General features: G+C 68.1%; 19 protein-coding genes and 1 riboswitch. Of the genes, 13 read left to right on the top strand and 6 right to left on the bottom strand.

What is annotated here, in order from left to right; all coding sequences use genetic code 11:
• The first annotated feature begins 212 nt into the window (after positions 1–212).
• The 4 genes from ABZ297_RS34195 (at position 213) to ABZ297_RS34180 (ending at position 2,003) form a co-directional block, all read left to right on the top strand.
• Entirely contained in the window at positions 213–416 is a 204-nt protein-coding gene (locus ABZ297_RS34195) for a hypothetical protein (RefSeq protein WP_355355125.1), read from the top strand.
• Positions 417–733: 317 nt separating this feature from the next.
• Entirely contained in the window at positions 734–988 is a 255-nt protein-coding gene (locus tag ABZ297_RS34190; protein WP_355355122.1) for a hypothetical protein, read from the top strand.
• A gap of 199 nt (positions 989–1,187) precedes the next feature.
• Positions 1,188–1,352 (top strand): hypothetical protein, encoded by a 165-nt coding sequence (locus tag ABZ297_RS34185; RefSeq protein ID WP_355355119.1) that lies wholly within the window; start codon positions 1,188–1,190, stop codon positions 1,350–1,352.
• A 24-nt stretch (positions 1,353–1,376) separates the two neighbouring features.
• Positions 1,377–2,003, top strand: coding sequence for a uridine kinase (locus ABZ297_RS34180; RefSeq protein WP_355355116.1), 627 nt, complete (start codon positions 1,377–1,379; stop codon positions 2,001–2,003).
• Here the strand turns inward: ABZ297_RS34180 and ABZ297_RS34175 are convergent.
• Entirely contained in the window at positions 1,993–2,610 is a 618-nt protein-coding gene (locus ABZ297_RS34175; RefSeq protein ID WP_355355113.1) for an HAD family phosphatase, read from the bottom strand. The two genes, ABZ297_RS34180 and ABZ297_RS34175, sit on opposite strands and share 11 nt — an antisense overlap.
• Before the next feature lie 100 nt (positions 2,611–2,710).
• Between ABZ297_RS34175 and ABZ297_RS34170 the strand changes: the two genes are divergently transcribed.
• The 4 genes from ABZ297_RS34170 (at position 2,711) to ABZ297_RS34155 (ending at position 7,251) form a co-directional block, all read left to right on the top strand.
• The gene (locus ABZ297_RS34170; protein ID WP_355355110.1) at positions 2,711–4,021 is read left to right on the top strand and encodes a TrpB-like pyridoxal phosphate-dependent enzyme; all 1,311 of its coding nucleotides are present in this window, start codon (positions 2,711–2,713) and stop codon (positions 4,019–4,021) included.
• Positions 4,022–4,249: 228 nt separating this feature from the next.
• The gene (locus ABZ297_RS34165; RefSeq protein WP_355355107.1) at positions 4,250–5,029 is read left to right on the top strand and encodes a DeoR/GlpR family DNA-binding transcription regulator; all 780 of its coding nucleotides are present in this window, start codon (positions 4,250–4,252) and stop codon (positions 5,027–5,029) included.
• Positions 5,026–6,096: a galactose-1-phosphate uridylyltransferase gene (gene galT, locus ABZ297_RS34160; protein ID WP_355355104.1), complete on the top strand. Its 1,071-nt coding sequence runs from the start codon at positions 5,026–5,028 to the stop codon at positions 6,094–6,096. The genes ABZ297_RS34165 and galT overlap by 4 nt, the downstream gene beginning before the upstream one ends.
• A gap of 66 nt (positions 6,097–6,162) precedes the next feature.
• Positions 6,163–6,301: riboswitch (cyclic di-AMP (ydaO/yuaA leader) on the top strand.
• Positions 6,302–6,306: 5 nt separating this feature from the next.
• Positions 6,307–7,251, top strand: coding sequence for a hypothetical protein (locus ABZ297_RS34155; protein ID WP_355355101.1), 945 nt, complete (start codon positions 6,307–6,309; stop codon positions 7,249–7,251).
• 229 nt (positions 7,252–7,480) lie between these two features.
• On the opposite strand, the gene ABZ297_RS34150 is transcribed toward ABZ297_RS34155, so the two are convergent.
• A complete protein-coding gene (locus ABZ297_RS34150) occupies positions 7,481–8,515 on the bottom strand; it encodes an iron-containing alcohol dehydrogenase family protein (protein WP_355355128.1) in 1,035 nt (344 codons plus the stop codon).
• 326 nt (positions 8,516–8,841) lie between these two features.
• Here ABZ297_RS34150 and ABZ297_RS34145 point away from each other — a divergent pair, with 326 nt between their 5' ends.
• Complete coding sequence (locus ABZ297_RS34145; RefSeq protein ID WP_355355098.1) at positions 8,842–9,297, top strand: VOC family protein; 456 nt, start codon at positions 8,842–8,844, stop codon at positions 9,295–9,297.
• Here the strand turns inward: ABZ297_RS34145 and ABZ297_RS34140 are convergent.
• Positions 9,294–9,434 (bottom strand): hypothetical protein, encoded by a 141-nt coding sequence (locus tag ABZ297_RS34140; RefSeq protein WP_355355095.1) that lies wholly within the window; start codon positions 9,432–9,434, stop codon positions 9,294–9,296. The two genes, ABZ297_RS34145 and ABZ297_RS34140, sit on opposite strands and share 4 nt — an antisense overlap.
• A gap of 83 nt (positions 9,435–9,517) precedes the next feature.
• Between ABZ297_RS34140 and ABZ297_RS34135 the strand changes: the two genes are divergently transcribed.
• Both ABZ297_RS34135 and ABZ297_RS34130 read left to right on the top strand, forming a co-directional pair.
• The gene (locus ABZ297_RS34135; protein ID WP_355355092.1) at positions 9,518–9,970 is read left to right on the top strand and encodes a DUF2716 domain-containing protein; all 453 of its coding nucleotides are present in this window, start codon (positions 9,518–9,520) and stop codon (positions 9,968–9,970) included.
• A 157-nt stretch (positions 9,971–10,127) separates the two neighbouring features.
• Positions 10,128–10,703 carry a hypothetical protein gene (locus ABZ297_RS34130; RefSeq protein ID WP_355355089.1) on the top strand — a complete coding sequence of 192 codons (576 nt, stop codon included), beginning with the start codon at positions 10,128–10,130 and terminating at the stop codon, positions 10,701–10,703.
• 292 nt (positions 10,704–10,995) lie between these two features.
• Here the strand turns inward: ABZ297_RS34130 and ABZ297_RS34125 are convergent, their stop codons facing one another.
• Complete coding sequence (locus ABZ297_RS34125; protein WP_355355086.1) at positions 10,996–11,469, bottom strand: hypothetical protein; 474 nt, start codon at positions 11,467–11,469, stop codon at positions 10,996–10,998.
• Between the two features lie 215 nt (positions 11,470–11,684).
• Positions 11,685–12,614 carry a zinc-binding dehydrogenase gene (locus ABZ297_RS34120; protein ID WP_355355083.1) on the bottom strand — a complete coding sequence of 310 codons (930 nt, stop codon included), beginning with the start codon at positions 12,612–12,614 and terminating at the stop codon, positions 11,685–11,687.
• Between the two features lie 77 nt (positions 12,615–12,691).
• Between ABZ297_RS34120 and ABZ297_RS34115 the strand changes: the two genes are divergently transcribed.
• On the top strand, positions 12,692–13,345 hold the full coding sequence (locus tag ABZ297_RS34115; protein ID WP_355355080.1) for a TetR family transcriptional regulator: 654 nt from the start codon (positions 12,692–12,694) through the stop codon (positions 13,343–13,345).
• A 153-nt stretch (positions 13,346–13,498) separates the two neighbouring features.
• On the opposite strand, the gene ABZ297_RS34110 is transcribed toward ABZ297_RS34115, so the two are convergent.
• Positions 13,499–14,257, bottom strand: a complete 759-nt coding sequence (locus tag ABZ297_RS34110; RefSeq protein WP_355355077.1) for a sulfite exporter TauE/SafE family protein — start codon at positions 14,255–14,257, stop codon at positions 13,499–13,501.
• A 203-nt stretch (positions 14,258–14,460) separates the two neighbouring features.
• Here ABZ297_RS34110 and ABZ297_RS34105 point away from each other — a divergent pair, with 203 nt between their 5' ends.
• Positions 14,461–15,006, top strand: a complete 546-nt coding sequence (locus ABZ297_RS34105; protein ID WP_355355074.1) for a hypothetical protein — start codon at positions 14,461–14,463, stop codon at positions 15,004–15,006.
• The last annotated feature ends 407 nt before the right edge of the window (positions 15,007–15,413 follow it).

Raw genomic sequence — 15,413 nt, 5'->3', positions numbered from 1 at the left:
TTCCAACGACGGGAGTCGATCGTCTACCGGTTCGTGCTTGATGGGCAGAGCGTCAACGCTGGAGCGCCCTGATCGCCGGGCCATTAGCGGGCCATTAAGAGAGGTGGCGAGGGGGCAACCATGGTCACTCAGGACCGGCCCCCTGCCCCGCTCAGCGCCCCAGCCGGCCGTGATCGATGCAGTTCCCAAGCTGACAGCGGAAATATGCTCTTGTGGAAGATCCCTGGGAAGCCATTGATGAGCACATTCTTGCTGAGCGCATCCTTCCTGCCTTAGTGATCATGCGGGAGCAGTTTGGCGACACCATTCACGAAGCCATCGATAGGTTCGCCGAGCGCTACGAGCGCCTTCGGGAGGCACGCCCCGGAGACTTCGTCAAACACCGCGAGGAGTACGGGCGGGGCTTCTACTCCTAGAATCATGGACCCTTGCGACGCTGAGTTCTGAGTAGACCGTCGCCAGTGGGCGCGCGTGCCCGTTGCGTGCCCGATGGGGCGGTGATCAAGGGGGAATCGCGGGGACTCGCGGGCAGGGCCGCACGGCATCTGACCAGAGCCGGACCACGCCAGGGGATCATGAGCCGATATCTTCCAAACTAGCTACGCGGGTTCGATTCCCCTCGTCCGCTCGCGCGACGAAAGGCCAGGTCAGCTCGGTGAGACGGCCTGGCCTTTCTGATTTTCACCTCACTCCTTGATCGTCCGCTCCCGATCGCTCCTTGAGCGTCTTTCGGGTGAACGACGGAAGGTGCCGGATGGGCCGCCTGCGAGAAGCAGCCGAAGGGTTCGCCTTCACGATGGTCTTGGGGTTGATCGGATTCGGTGTGATCTTCGGAGTGTCCGCGCTGCTCGGCCTGCCATGGCTGGTGGACGTGCTGGGCAGCGGGCGCCTCCCAGTCGCCGTCGGCGCCCTCGCCCTGCTGGGGCTCTTGGGTTTCGGGCTGTGGCTGGGGCACAAGATCAGGAAGGTGCGCGGCCGGTCGGCTTGAGTGACCTCCGCGTGCGAGCGGGGCCGGGCGTAGTCTTGCCCTTCTGGGCGTGCAACGGCGAAGGAGGACGGACTTCGCATGATGGACAAGCGGCTCACCACGATCGGCCGGCGCCACAGCTGCCAACGCGCCTTCGGCTTCGACCCGGCAACCGTCACGACGTTCCTGATCGATCCGCAAACCACCCTTCCCCTCGGGCATGACCGTGCTGGGCACGCCGCGCGAGCCGTCGCCGGAGGCCTTGGCCAGGTCGGTCGGCAAGGCCGTCTGCCCCGACTGCGTCGACGGCGCGGGGCGGGTCAGGGAGACCGGCGACCTGTCGGCTTTCTGGAGCAAGAAGGATCGCTCGTCGCCCGACCAGTGAGCGGAGATCGCGTAGGCTCGGGCGGTGCGCGTACGACCGATCTCGCCCGAGGCGCTGGTCGAGGAGCTCGCGGAGCTGATCGCCGCATGGCCGGGCGGTTCTCGGGTGCGGGTGGCCGTCGACGGAGCGCCCTCGGCCCGTCCCGAGTTGCTCGCCGACGCGCTGGTCGAGCCGTTGCGGGTGCTGGGGCGGGCGGTGGTGCGGGTGTCGGCCGCCGACTTCCTGCGGCCCGCGTCGCTGAGGCTCGAGTTCGGCCGCACCGATCCTGACGTGTTCTACGACGAGTGGCTGGACGTGGGGGCGCTGCGCCGGGAGGTGCTCGAACCACTCGATCCGGGGCAGTCGGGGAAGGTGCTCCCCAAACTCTGGGACAGCCGGGCAGACCGGGCCTACCGGTCGTCGTACCAGACGCTGCCCGAGGACGGGGTGCTGCTGCTCGACGGGACGTTGCTGCTGGGCAGGTGGCTGCCGTTCGAGCTGAGCGTCCACCTGTGGCTGTCGCACGGGGCCCTGGCGCGCGGCACCGCGCAGGACGAGCGCTGGCGGTTGCCCGCCTACGAGCGGTACGAGCGCGAGGTCGAGCCCCAGCGGGTGGCGGACGTCGTCGTGCGGGCCGACCATCCCGACCGGCCCGCGCTGGTCACCGGCTGAGCAGAGCGTCGATCTCGGCGATGGCCTGGGCGTTGCTCCTGAAGTGGACGCCGTGCATCCCGATCGCGCGGGCCCCTTCGACGCAGCGCTCGGCGTCGTCCACGAAGATTGCCTGCTCGGGGCGGACGGCCAGGCGCTCGCAGACGAGACGGTAGGTGCGCGGGTCGGGTTTGGACATGCCGATCTCGTGCGAGTACGCGATGTGGTCGGTCAGGTCGGCGAAGCCGTAGCGCTCCTGCTCGCGCTCCCGGGCGCCGACGAAGCTGTTGCTCAGGATGCCGGTGGCGTAGCGGGGACGCAGCGCGCCCAAGTACGCGGCCAGTTCGGTGTTCAGGGTGCCGAGGTACTCCGTCCACAGGTCGGCCATGAACTCCGTCACCTGGGCCGAGGAGAGCCCCAGCCGGCCCTCCAGGGAGCGGTGGACGTCCGCCTCGGTGATCGCGCCGATCGCTCCTCCCCTCCAGACGTCCTCCATGCGGGCGTTGATCTCGCCCGGCGGCAGGCCGAGGCGGGTCTCCCAGCGGTCGGAGATGGTCATGCGCTGGGGTGCGATCTCCAGGACGCCACCGATGTCGAAGATTATCGCGCGTATTGACTGTGAAGACATTTCACCAACATAGCGTCCGACATACCACGCGTCTAGACCGCATCGGCGACGCCGCCAGACGGTACTGGAACCCCGCCGGTTACAGGCGCAGACTGAGACGATGACCCCGAGTAACTGGTACAACGTCGTTCCCGACCTGCCCGCCCCGCCACCACCCCCGCTGCACCCCGGCACCCGGCAGCCGGTGGGGCCGGACGACCTCGCCCCGCTCTTCCCCATGGAGCTGATCAGGCAGGAGGTGAGCGGCGAGCGGTTCGTCCCGATCCCCCAGGAGGTGCTGGACGTCTACCGGCTGTGGCGGCCGACCCCGCTCATCCGGGCGCACCGGCTGGAGCGGTCGCTCGGCACGCCCGCCCGGATCTACTACAAGTACGAGGGCGTCTCCCCTGCCGGGTCCCACAAGGCGAACACGGCCGTTCCGCAGGCCTACTACAACGCCCGCGAGGGCGTGCGCAGGCTCACCACCGAGACCGGCGCCGGGCAGTGGGGCAGCGCGCTCGCGTTCGCGTGCGCACAGTTCGGCCTGGAGTGCGAGGTCTGGATGGTGCGCGCCTCCTACGATCAGAAGCCCTATCGGCGCTCGCTCATGCAGGTGTACGGCGCGACGGTGCACGCCAGCCCCTCGCCGCTGACCAGCGCGGGCAGCAAGGCGCTGGCCGACGCCCCCGGCTCTCCTGGCAGCCTGGGCATCGCCATCAGCGAGGCGGTGGAGGTGGCCGCGTCAGGGGCCGACGTGCGTTACGCGCTCGGCTCGGTGCTGAACCACGTGCTCCTGCACCAGACCGTGATCGGCGAGGAGGCGCTGGAGCAGCTGGACGAGACGCCGGACGTGATCATCGGCTGCACCGGGGGAGGCTCCAACTTCGCCGGGCTGGCGCTCCCGTTCCTGCGGGAGAAGCTGGCCGGAAAGATCAACCCGACGTTCCGCGCCGTCGAGCCGGCCGCCTGCCCGTCGTTCACCCGCGGCGTCTACGCCTACGACTTCGGCGACACGGCGGGCTTCACGCCGCTGCTGAAGATGCACACCCTGGGCCACCGCTTCGTGCCGGACCCGATCCACGCGGGCGGCCTGCGCTACCACGGGATGTCGCCGCTGCTGTCGCACATGTACGAGCTGGGCCTGTTCGACGCGGTCGCCAAGTCGCAGAGCGAGTGCTTCGAGGCGGGCGTGCGCTTCGCCCGCGCCGAAGGCATCGTCCCGGCTCCCGAGCCGACGCACGCGCTGGCGGAGACCATCGCGGAGGCGCTGCGCTGCAAGGAGGCCGGCGAGGAGAAGGTGATCCTCACCGCGCTCTGCGGCCATGGCCACTTCGACCTGGCCGCGTACGACCGCTACCTGTCAGGGTCGATGCAGGATCACACGCTGCCGCAGTCACGCCTGGACGAGGCCCTCAGCGACCTGCCGGGCTAGACGACGCCGCGTCAGCGGGCAGTGGGGCGCTTTCCGTGGTTGGCCTTCTTCTTCTTGCGGTCCTTGCCCTTGCGAGCTCGTCTGGCCATGGGCTCACCTCCGTGATCGGCGCGTGCTTCGCTTCCAACGTCTCGCGCCTCGGGCCGCCGCACAAGCCATGCGGCTACCTAACATTCCCCAACAAACCCGTGTCATAATTTGGTGGAATCTGTTGGAAGGAGCGACGGCGTGCTCGCACAGCAGCGGCAGCAGACGATTCTGGAGCGCGTGCGCAGCAGCGGCGGCGTCCGGGTGGCCGATCTCGTGCGCGAGCTCGGCGTCTCCGACATGACGATCCGCCGCGACCTGGAGGTGCTCGCCGAGCGCGGCCTGCTGGAGAAGGTGCACGGCGGCGCCACGGCGCTCGGCCCCGGCTCGACCGAGGAGCCGGGTTTCACCGCCAAGTCCGCCCGCCAGCAGCAGGAGAAGGAGGGCATCGCGCGCCAGGCCGCCCAGCTCGTCAGGCCCGGCACCGCGGTGGCCCTGTCGGCGGGCACCACCACCTGGGCGCTGGCCCGCCACCTCATCGGCGTGCCGGACCTCACGGTCATCACCAACTCGATCCCGGTAGCCGAGGTCTTCCACCGCAACCCGCGCGCCGACCGCACGGTCGTGCTGACGGGTGGCGTCCGCACTCCGTCCGACGCGCTCGTCGGCCCGGTCGCGGTGGCCGCGATCCGCCGCCTGCACGTCGACACGCTCTTCCTCGGAGTGCACGGGATGAGCGTCCGCGCCGGGTTCACCACGCCGAACCTGCTGGAGTCCGAGACCGACAGAGAGCTGGTGGCCGCGGCGCACCGGCTGGTCGTCCCCGCCGACCACACGAAGTGGAACACCGTCGGCATCAGCACGATCGCCGAGCTGACCGAGGCCGACGTGGTCATCAGCGACGCCGGGCTGTCCGAGGACGCACGCTTGGAGCTGGCCGAACGGGCCGGAGAACTGATCATCGCGGAGGGCTCGCAGTGAAGCGCACCATCACCCATCTGGCCGACGGCCGAGAGCTGATCTACTTCGACCGGCGCGACGACGCCGACAGGAGCGCGATCGACCGGCGGCCGCTCGACCCCAGGCCGGTGGCGTCCGAGCTCCGTTACGACCCGCTGACCGAGGAGTGGATCGCGATCGCGGGGCACCGGCAGACGCGCACCTTCCTGCCTCCCGCCGACGAGTGCCCGCTGTGCCCGTCGACTGACACGCGGGCCTCGGAGATCCCGGCGCACGACTACGACGTGGTGGTGTTCGAGAACCGCTTCCCCTCTTTTTCCGGAAATTTCGGCACTTACGGTGAGGTGGGTGGACTGAGCGGGGTGCGGCCGGGAGCGGGACGGTGCGAGGTCGTGTGCTTCACGTCCGATCACTCCTCGTCGTTCTCCCGCCTCTCCGACTCCCAGGTCGAGCTGGTCATGGAGGCGTGGGCCGACCGGACCGCCGAGCTGTCGGCCATCGACGGCGTGGAGCAGGTGTTCTGCTTCGAGAACCGGGGCGAGGAGATCGGCATCACACTCCCCCACCCGCATGGCCAGATCTACGCCTACCCGTACGTGACCCCGCGTACCAAGCTCCAGCTCGCGGCCGCCTCCCGCCACTCGGGCGGCAACCTGTTCGCCGACGTGCTGGCCGCCGAGCAGGCGGAGCGGACCCGCGTGGTCGCCTCGAACGAGCTGTGGACCGCGTTCGTGCCCGCCGCCGCCCGCTGGCCGTTCGAGGTGCACGTGTATCCGCACCGGCAGGTGCCCGACCTGGCGGCGCTGTCGGAGGAGGAGCGGGCCGCGTTCGCACCGCTGTACACCTCGGTCCTGCGGGCGCTGGACGGGCTGTTCGGCGTGGCGATGCCGTACATCTCGGCCTGGCACCAGGCGCCGGTGCGGCAGCAGCGCGAGCTGGCCTACCTGCACCTGGAGCTGTTCAGCATCAGGCGCGCGCCCGGCAAGCTGAAGTACCTGGCGGGCTCGGAGTCGGCCATGGGGGCGTTCGTCAACGACGTGCTGCCAGAGGAGGCGGCACGCATGCTTCGATCACAGGTAGATCACTAATTGATCTCCGATTGAGTTCACATGACCTTGGTTTTACTACTAACATCCCTTTTGCACCGGCCGTAACAGCCGTTGCCGCCTAATCCCGGGCGTGTTGCCCGGGAGCCGGGGACCCACCGCAACCGGGGTGAATCCACTTCGGTGGTAGGGACATCACTCCTGCCCGAACCCGTCAGCTAACCCGGCCGGCAGAGGGAGAGGAACACGTACGTGGCGGCTGCGTCCCCCGCGAGTCTGGCCATCGCTCTCGTCACCGCCGCCTCCGCGGCCTTCAGCCCGGCCGTCGCCACGGCCGCGCCCAAACCCACGGAGGCGCAGCTACGCGCCGAACTCAAGAAGCTCAACGCGAAAGTCGACAAGCTCATCGAGAGCTACAACCTCAAGCGCGTCGAGCTGGCCAAGGCGCGACAGGACGCGGAAGCGGCCGGGAAATGGCTCGCCACCGCCGATCAGATTCTGGCCACGGCCCAGAGGCGGGTTTCCGAGCTCATCCAGCTGCGCTACCAGAACGGCGATCCGTCCTTCCTGCTGCCCACCGACGGCGCCGCCGCCGCCGTCCTCGAACAACTCACCAGCGAGCAGCAGGCCATCGTGCGGAGCGTCGCCAGCGCCCGCGACGAGAAGAAGCGCGCCTCCGACGAGGCGGCAGCGCTCGAGTCCAAGATCCGCACGGACACGGCGGACGTCGCCAAGCAGCGCGACGGCGCCCAGGACGTCATCAAGGACATTCAGAAGAAGCTCACGGAACTCGTCCCGACCGGACCGGGCCGACGCTCCGACGGCAGCTGGGCACCCGAGCTGCCCTCCGGGTCCGACAACATCACCGCCCGCATGCGGGTCATCCGCGGGCTGATCGAGAAGAACTTCGCGCTGCCGTTCGAGGTGGGCTGTTTCAGGGCGGGATCGAGCGGCGAGCACCCCCTCGGCCGGGCCTGTGACTTCATGATGAGCACCGGCGGCACCATGCCGAGCAGCGCCAACAACGCCCTGGGCGACCGCATCGCCGCCTGGGCCCTGCAGAACAAGGCCAAGCTCGGCGTGAAGTACGTCATCTGGAAGCAGCGCATCAACCAGGGCTCGGGCTGGGAAGCCATGTCGGACCGCGGCAGCATCACCGAGAACCACTACGACCACGTGCACATCTCGATGTACTGAACGTAGGGGATATGGCATCTGGTGATGTATCCACGAGTTGAGATGGCCTTTGTGCTGGCAGTAGCCGTGCGATTGAGGCTTCAGGTTGCTGGCGTTGTCATGTCGCCTGTGGTGCGCTGAGCTGCTTTTCTTCTTGTTCTCCGGACACCCGCCATGGCCAGGCAGGGGCTGTTTCGCTTCATAGCGAGCGGCTGTCGCATCGCCCTACCGGCGGTCCCTTGTGCGGGAGTTAGCCCGCGACTGTCTTGACGTAGGCGTCCACATGGTCGGCAAGCTGGGACTCGGATAGGTCAAGGTGCTCGAGGATGGTGTACCTGCCCGGACGGGTTCGTGGCGCGTACGCCACGGCCTTGGCGAAGTCGGTGTCTGACAGGCCGAGATCGCCGGGAGTACGCGGGAGGTCGTGCCGTTTCAGGCAAGCGGAGATCAGCTGGACCTTGTCTTCGTCCTGACGTAGGTAGGTGCAGAACAGGGCACCGACTCCGGCGAGTTCTCCGTGACTGGCCGTGCCGGGGTAGAGCTGGTTGATGGCATGCATGATCTCGTGGTCGCCGCCGCTGGCAGGTCGGCTCGACCCGGCCACCGCCATTGCCATCCCGGACAGGATCAGCGACTCGGCCAGCACGGTGAGGAACTCGTCGTCTCGGGCCTGGCCTGGCTGGTGCAGGACGACCAGTGCCGCTGATCTGGCCATCGACACCGCTAGCCCGTCGATGTGCTCGCCGGCCTCGGCGGCGGCCAGTTCCCAGTCGGCCACTGCGGACAGGTCGCTGATCGCATCGCCGATCCCGGCCGTGGAAAGTGCCGCCGGGGCGGACCGGACGCGGTCGAGATCCACCAGGACGGCCGTCGGCATCACGACGCCGTAGGAGCCCGTGCCCGACTCATGTCGCAGGGTGCTGACCGGCGAGGCGATGCCGTCGTGTCCCAGGCTGGTGGTTACCGCCACCATCGGGATGCCTGCCATGTGCGCGGCGAACTTGGCCACGTCGATGGTCTTGCCACCGCCGATGCCGGCGATGACTTCGAACTGGCCGGCCCGCAGTCGCTGTCCCAGCTCAACGGCGGCGGTGAGCGTACCGTCGGGAATGCGTAGGACCTCGGCCCCATCGATTCGCAGTTCCTCGCAGATGTCGTCACCCTGGCTGGGACCGACGGCGACGGCCACTCTGCCTTGCCGGGCGATCTGCAGGTCAGCCAGCAGCGTGCCGAGGCTGGCGACCGCGCCGGCTCGGACGTCGACGAACAGGGGTGCGGCGAGCATGCGAGCCAATAGCGGCATGGTTGTCCTTGTCCTCAGATGAATCTTGACGTCTACAACCGGGATGAGCTGATCGAACCCGTGAGGCTAGCAGTATCCAGCGATCTTCGTGTTCGGGACGTCAACAGCCGCAATCCGCGCTGCAGCAAACGGCCGCCTTTATATCCGGAAGGAGTCGTTTGCACTGCTAGCTGCGCTACGCAGGCAACCGCTCGACGAGAGCGTGCCTACTTCACCTAGAGGGCCTGTTGCGAAAGTGGATCTTTAGCGGGGTGGTCTGGGCAAGGGCCGTGGCCGATTTTGTCAGACCTGTCTGGAATCCTCCGGGTATGGAGATGACGCTGCAACTGGTGATCGACTGTGCTGATCCGCAGAGGCTGGTGAGCTTCTGGGCCGAGGCTCTGGGTTATGTTCCCGAACCCCCACCGGGCGGGCATTCCACATGGCGGGAGTATTGGGCGGGCATGGGGGTGCCCGAGGAGGAGTTGACCGGCGATGCCGGGGAGGCGCCGGAGTCGATCATCGACCCTGCGGGACAGGGGCCGCGGGTGTGGTTTCAGCAGGTCCCAGAGCCGAAGGTCACCAAGAACCGGGTGCACCTCGACTTGAAGGTGGGCGGAGGGCGTGAGGTCCCGTTGGCGGTCCGCACTCAGCGGGTCACCGCCATGGTGGAACGGCTCACCAAGTCCGGTGCCACCGTGCTGCGGATCACGGATGAGCCGGAGATGGAGCACTACGCCGTCGTTCTGCAGGACCCCGAGGGCAACGAATTCTGCGTCGTTTAGGACCCGTTGGGCGGTGCTGGTAACAGCCACTCGTTGATGACCGCGACCAGCACCGTCGCCTCGTAACGGACGGCGAGCTTGTCACAGCGGGTCGCCACGGCGCGGTGCCGCTTCAGGCGGTTGATCCCGCATTCCACGGCATGGCACTCACGGTGGTCGGTCTTGTCGTACTTCGGCGGCCCGCCCCCACGCCGCTCTCGCCTGCGACGACCTGGCGGAATTGATCCGCCGGCAGCGGGAGCTTTTCGCCGCACGTTGTGAGCTGATCGAGTGGAAGGTCTTCTCTCACGACTCACCACTGCTCGGCGAATCGCTGCGAGCCGCAGGTTTCGTTTCGGCGATCATCGAGCGCGGACTACGCGCCGGCGCTCGGCCCGGTGATCGCCTCTACCGCCTCAAGTGGTACATCAGCGGCTCTCGCATCGACCCGACCCGCGTCGGCGGGCCAGGGCAGCCACGCTGGGCAAGTTACGCCTGTCTCGTCGATGAACACGTCATCCAAGTCACCGAAGACCTCCGAATGGGCACGTTCGGCAACTGGCGGGAAGCCTCCTTGTGCGTCTTCGGCGACGAACTCCTCGCGCACGTGGACGAGGAACTCACCGAGCTTCTCGGCACCGTCCTACGACGCGGCGGGCGCCCGGTCGGCAACGTCTGGAGCTTCGGTCCCTGACAATGAGTGCCTTGCGCGTCTCTGCCCGCTGGTTAGGCCGGAACCTGCACGAAACCGGCTCGAAGTAGGGATCCAGGGCGAGTTTCGGGCGAACTTGTCCGACGTTCCTTGCGTCAGAATGGTCATGAACTCATGCGCCGAGCACAAGAGCAGCCCGATGGCCCGCCGACTCCGTGCCTGGGCTGGGACCGTCGCCATCTCGACATCACTGGCGCCGATCCTCGTCATGGGCACCGCCACGGCGGACAGTGCGGCGGCTCCAGCCACGGCCGCCGCCTTCGAAGAGACCGACCAGGCGACGAACCGCTTCGACGGGATCGACTGGCCGGCCGTGGTGGAGCGGGCGCTGCACTGCCCCAAGCCACGGCCGAACGACACCTGGTATGTCGTGCGCGCCCGCGTCGCCGCTGTAGGCGACCTCACTCGTGACGGACGGCCCGAGACCGTGGTCGTTTCGTCTTGCCCGAGCCCTACGTCGGGCAATCCGGTAGTTTCCTTCGTTTACGACGGCGCCTCCAAACGCTCAGCCCCCCGCCTGATCGGCGCGTTGGGCAAGAACCGCTACTTCAAGTCCCAGAACGTCAGCATCCAGCAAGGACAGGTACACCTAAGCGGCCGGGTGGTCAGCGACCAGGCTCCCAACTGCTGCCCCGATCTGATCGTCCGCCAGACCTACAAGTGGAACGGCACGAAGTTTCTCAGGACGTCCGAGAAACTGACCCGCACCTCATGAGCACCAGCCCACCGGCCCTGCTCAGACACCGGTCCGGAGGCGCCGGCCGAGCGTGCCCACGGCAGAGCGCCACTCCGCTCCCCTGCGCTCTGATCAGCGCCGGCCGCATCCCGCGGACCTGTCTCTGACACACCTTGCGGGTCACGCACCGACAAGGCGATCGCGGACGGCTCGGACATCTTGCGCGCGGTAGTCAGCGGCGATGTCGTCGGGTCTGACCCGGCCACGGTGAGCAGCAGCATGCGCGGTCGCGGCCGAGGCCGTAGTGGATGCGGACGCAGGCCGTCGGCGGTCAAGGGCCGAGAGCTGCCAGGTCGACGTGTCGAAGGCGTTCGGGATCGGCGATCATCTCGATGATGGCGATCTTGTCGTGTTTGAAAGTGAGGCCGAGCGCCCCGATGAGGCGTCCTTGCGGGACGATCGCGAGACCCACGGCTCCGTTCACCAGCGCGGGCTGTACGAACCGGGCACCCCGCGAGAAGGTGAGCGCGTGGGCGCCTACAGCCCGCGCACCTCGCATCAGTCCCGCACCGCCAGGAGGGAGTTGGGCGCTGCCGTCTCGGAGGAGCACCTCGGGGTCGAGTACGGCGAGGAGCCCGTCGAAGTCACCTTCTCGCAGCGCGGCGAGGAATGCCTGGACGACCTGTCGTTGGCGGCCGATATCAACCTGCCGGGGCGGGGTCGCGCCTCGGACCCGTCTGCGGGCGCGGCTGGTGAGCTGACGGGTAGCGGCCTCGAAGCGCGCTGCCAGCCCGGCCTCGTCCATCGGTCACATCCTTTCGCCCCGGGGGTTCATAGCGATGAACCGGCACCCCGCTCGGATGTGACAAGGAGCATCTCATGGAGCCGATTTCGGGCATCGCCCGGCGCACCGGCGTTAGATACCGGGAGCCCGCGGGTCAACAGCCCAATGATGCGGTCCCCTGACTCGAGCCCCGACACCAGATCCCTTTGTCAGCGGGCTCTGGGACGGCTGGGCCGTCAGGCCAGGTCGAGTACCGCCTTGCCGTGCAGGCGACGCCCGAGAAGGGCGCTCACCGCCTCGGGCGCGTCGTCCCAGCCGCCGCGCCAGGTGATCTCGGGGCTCAGCACTCCGTCTGCGACCTGCTGGGCCAGCCAGGTAAGGTCCCGGTCCAGCCTGTCGCAGAACAGCAGCATGAACGTGACGATCGAACGATCATCACGGCCTGGCCCGCTGAACATGGCACCGAACGGGAAGCTCTCGCCCTCACCCGTGGAGTGGCCGACGGCCACCAGCGTGCCGCCCTCACCGAGCTGGTCGAACGCCTCCACGAGTTGCGGGCCGCCCACCATGTCGAGCACACCGTCCAGCCCGCCGCCGGCCTGCGCGGGACCGGACACCACCTCGTGAGCGCCAAGAGCGCGCAACGCCTCGCCGTGCTTGCCGGGGTCACCGGTGGAGGCGATCACGTGTGCGCCGCCGAGTCTGGCGAGTTGGACAGCGTAACGGCCGGCGCCTCCAGTGGCGCCGGTTACGAGGATCCTCCGCCCCAGGATGGGCCCGATCCGGTGGAGCGTGCGCAGCGCGGTGCCGCCCGCGACCGGGATGGTGCTGATCGCGCCCGGCTCCGCGTGCTCGGGCGCGACGCCGATCCAGTCGGTGCGTACGGCTCGGATCTCGGCCCAGCCCCCGCGCTCGTCGAGGGTCACGACGGGAGTGCCCACGGCCGGCCCTGACCCGTCCGCCGCCGACTGGACGACGACCCCGGCGGCGTCCCAGCCGAGCACCGCGCCCTCCTCGGCCGTCTCGATGCCGTGCTTGACCTCGCCGTAGTTGAGCGAGGTGGCCGTGACCCGGACCAGCGCCTGGTTCGGGGCGGGCACCGGCTCGGGTACCTCCCCCACCCGCAGGCCACCGGGGACGGAACGATCAACGATCAGGGCGCGCATGGCGATCCTCTCAGAAATGTGCCACTCAGAGGCATAAGCATATGGGAGGCATCTGCGTTCCGGGTACACTAAGGGCGATGACTGCCGACCTGTCCTCCGCCTCCACGCCGGAGAAACCCTCGCTGCGGGAGCGTAAGAAGCTCAAGACCAGGGCAGCGCTGGTCGACACCGCCCTCGAACTCTTCACTCAGCGCGGCTTCGACGGGGTGACCCTCGACGAGTTGTGCGAAGCCGTCGAGGTCTCCAAGCGCACCTTCTTTCGGAATTTCGCCAGCAAGGAGCAGGTCGCCTTCACTCCGCTGGAGACGCTGTGGAACGGCCTGCGGGACGACGTCGAGCACCTGTCGTTCGGCCGCGCACCCGTGCTGGAGGTGCTGCAGGAGGCGTTGCTCGCCGCGCTCGCGCGCATGGACGACGGTGGCGCGGCGTGGGTGACCCGCGTACGGCTGACCCAGGAGCTGGCCGAGCGCACGCCGTCGATCGCCGCGTACGGGCTTCAGTACTGCGACCGCACCAGCGCGGCCATCGAGGCGGCTCTGCAGCGGAGGCTCGGCCTGGACCACGGTGACCCGCGGCCGAGGCTGGCGCTGGATCTGGTGATCGCGGCATTCCACGCCGCCCTCCGGGCCTGGACTTCCAGGCCCGGCGCCCTTACCCACTCCGATCTCGCCGCCGAGCTGCGGTCGGTTTACACGGCCATCCCCGGCGCGGTCACCTTCAGCGGGGCCTGATGCCCCATCCCTTCTTCAGGGCTGCCATTCGCACCCTCTGAAAGGACTCCCCGCAACTACGCCGGTCTCCCGTGTGCTGCCTGGTGACGCCCTGCCAGCGGGCGGCCGCGCTGTCGAGCCGAGCGGTGATGGCCGCAGCGGGACGGGCTCCCCTTACCGGACGATCAGATGTGCGATGGCGGCGCCGCCGAGCGTCACAATGAGGACGCGCAGAGTCGTGGGGCTGAAGTGGCGGCCTACCGAGGCTCCGACGTGGCCTCCAAGGGCGGAGCCGGCCGCGATGAGCGCGACGGCCGTCCAGTCGAACTCCGCGACAAACAAGAAGAGGAGCGCGGCGACAGTGTTGACCACGGCGACGAGGACGTTCTTGAGCGCGTTGAGGCGTTGCAGGCTTTCGTCCATGAGTATGCCCATCAGGGACATGTAGATGATTCCCTGGGCGGCGGCGAAGTAGCCGCCGTAGACGCTGGCGAGCATCAGACCGATGAAGAGCATGGGGCCGATGTCGCGGTGGGCCGGGCTGCCGGCGGTTTGGCGGAGGCTCCTGTTGATGCGTGGTTGCAGGGCGACCAGGACGAGAGCCAGGCCCACGAGGACAGGCACGATCTTGTCGAACGCCGTGACGGGCAGAGTCAGCAGGAGTGTGGCGCCCGCGAGGCCGCCGAACAGGCAGGCGACGCCCAGTTTCAGGAGACGTCGGCGCTGGCCGCGAAGTTCCCGGCGGTAGCCGATGGCTCCGCTGATGGAGCCTGGGATGACGCCGAGGGCGTTGGAGACCACAGCGGTGACGGGCGGAACGCCGACCGCGAGCAGGACAGGGAAGGTGATGAGGGTTCCGGAGCCGACGACTGAGTTGACCGCGCCCGCGCCGATGCCTGCCGCGAAGACGGCCAGCATCTCCCACGGTTTCATGCTCGCCCTTTCTGGTGGAATCGGCGCTCACGCTCAGGCAACCGAAGCCTGTGCCTGGCCGGTCGGCGCGCGACCGGCACACCGGGGTGAGCGCTTCTGGCAGCTGGCGGAAGTCCCATGTGGGTGACGCTAGAGGTCGAATACTTCGACGTTCAGCGAAGGATGCTCTCGCCGCACAGCCGACACGGTCTAGGTTGAGCCGTGTGAACGTGCAAGGGCGGCGCTACCGGTATGTGGGCCCTGCCGACCTGGCGGCGGTAGTCCAGCCGGGCATGGAGGGGCGGAGAATCCATGCGGTGGCCGACTTCGTCGGCTGGGCTGCTGAGCGGACGGCGGAGGAGTTGGCCGAGCCGTTCACCTTCGTCATCGACACGGACGGTGTACTGCGGCTGGCGCCCCGCCGCAGCGAGCACGTGGCCTGCGCCGACGGCGGACGGGTCCTGAGCGCCGGTGAGATGACCTTCAAGAAGGAGATCGGCCGCTGGACGGTGAGCGAGGTCAGCAACCAGTCGACCGGTTACTGCCCGGACGTCAGCTCCTGGCCGGCCGTCGCCGAGGCGCTGGATCGAGCCGGCCTCGACCATCCGTCCGGTTTCACCCACGAGGTCGTGTTCCGGCGCTGCCCGCACTGCCAGGAGCACAACATCGTGCGCGAAAGTGACTTCGTCTGCGTCTTCTGCGACGGCGATCTGCCCACGGCGTGGAATGTGGATCCTGAGCCTTTGCCGCAGGTCGGTCACACGGCTTGAGCAGATCTCGATGTGCTGACGCTCTCCCCGTCCGGTCGCAGGTGAGGCGCGGTCTGCCGGGTGACCTAGCGTGGCCGTCAAAGCGGCTCTTCACAATCCAGGGTGTAGTCGTGGCCTGAAGCTGCCGGCTTCTAGCAGGGTCTGGCGATGTAGTTGGCGAGTCGCTGACCGGTGACTTCGAGCCCGAGCTCGTCAAGGCGGCAGAACATAGTCCTGTCAGCGCGGGCGAAGCCCGCCTCAGGGGTAGCGTCGTGCAACGTCGAGGGTCTTCCAGATGGGCTTGGTGTAGGAACCCCCATCCTCGGGAGACCTCGACGCCTACCCGGCCACGGACGCGGGGTGAGCTTCCACCGCCGGTGTGACACAAGTTCCTGACGGTTGATGATCTGAAGTCATCCCAGTGAGGG

Origin of the sequence: Nonomuraea sp. NPDC005983 (assembly GCF_040614375.1) — a bacterium.
Taxonomy (GTDB): Bacteria; Actinomycetota; Actinomycetes; order Streptosporangiales; family Streptosporangiaceae; genus Nonomuraea.
This window is presented reverse-complemented; position numbering and strand designations above follow the sequence as displayed.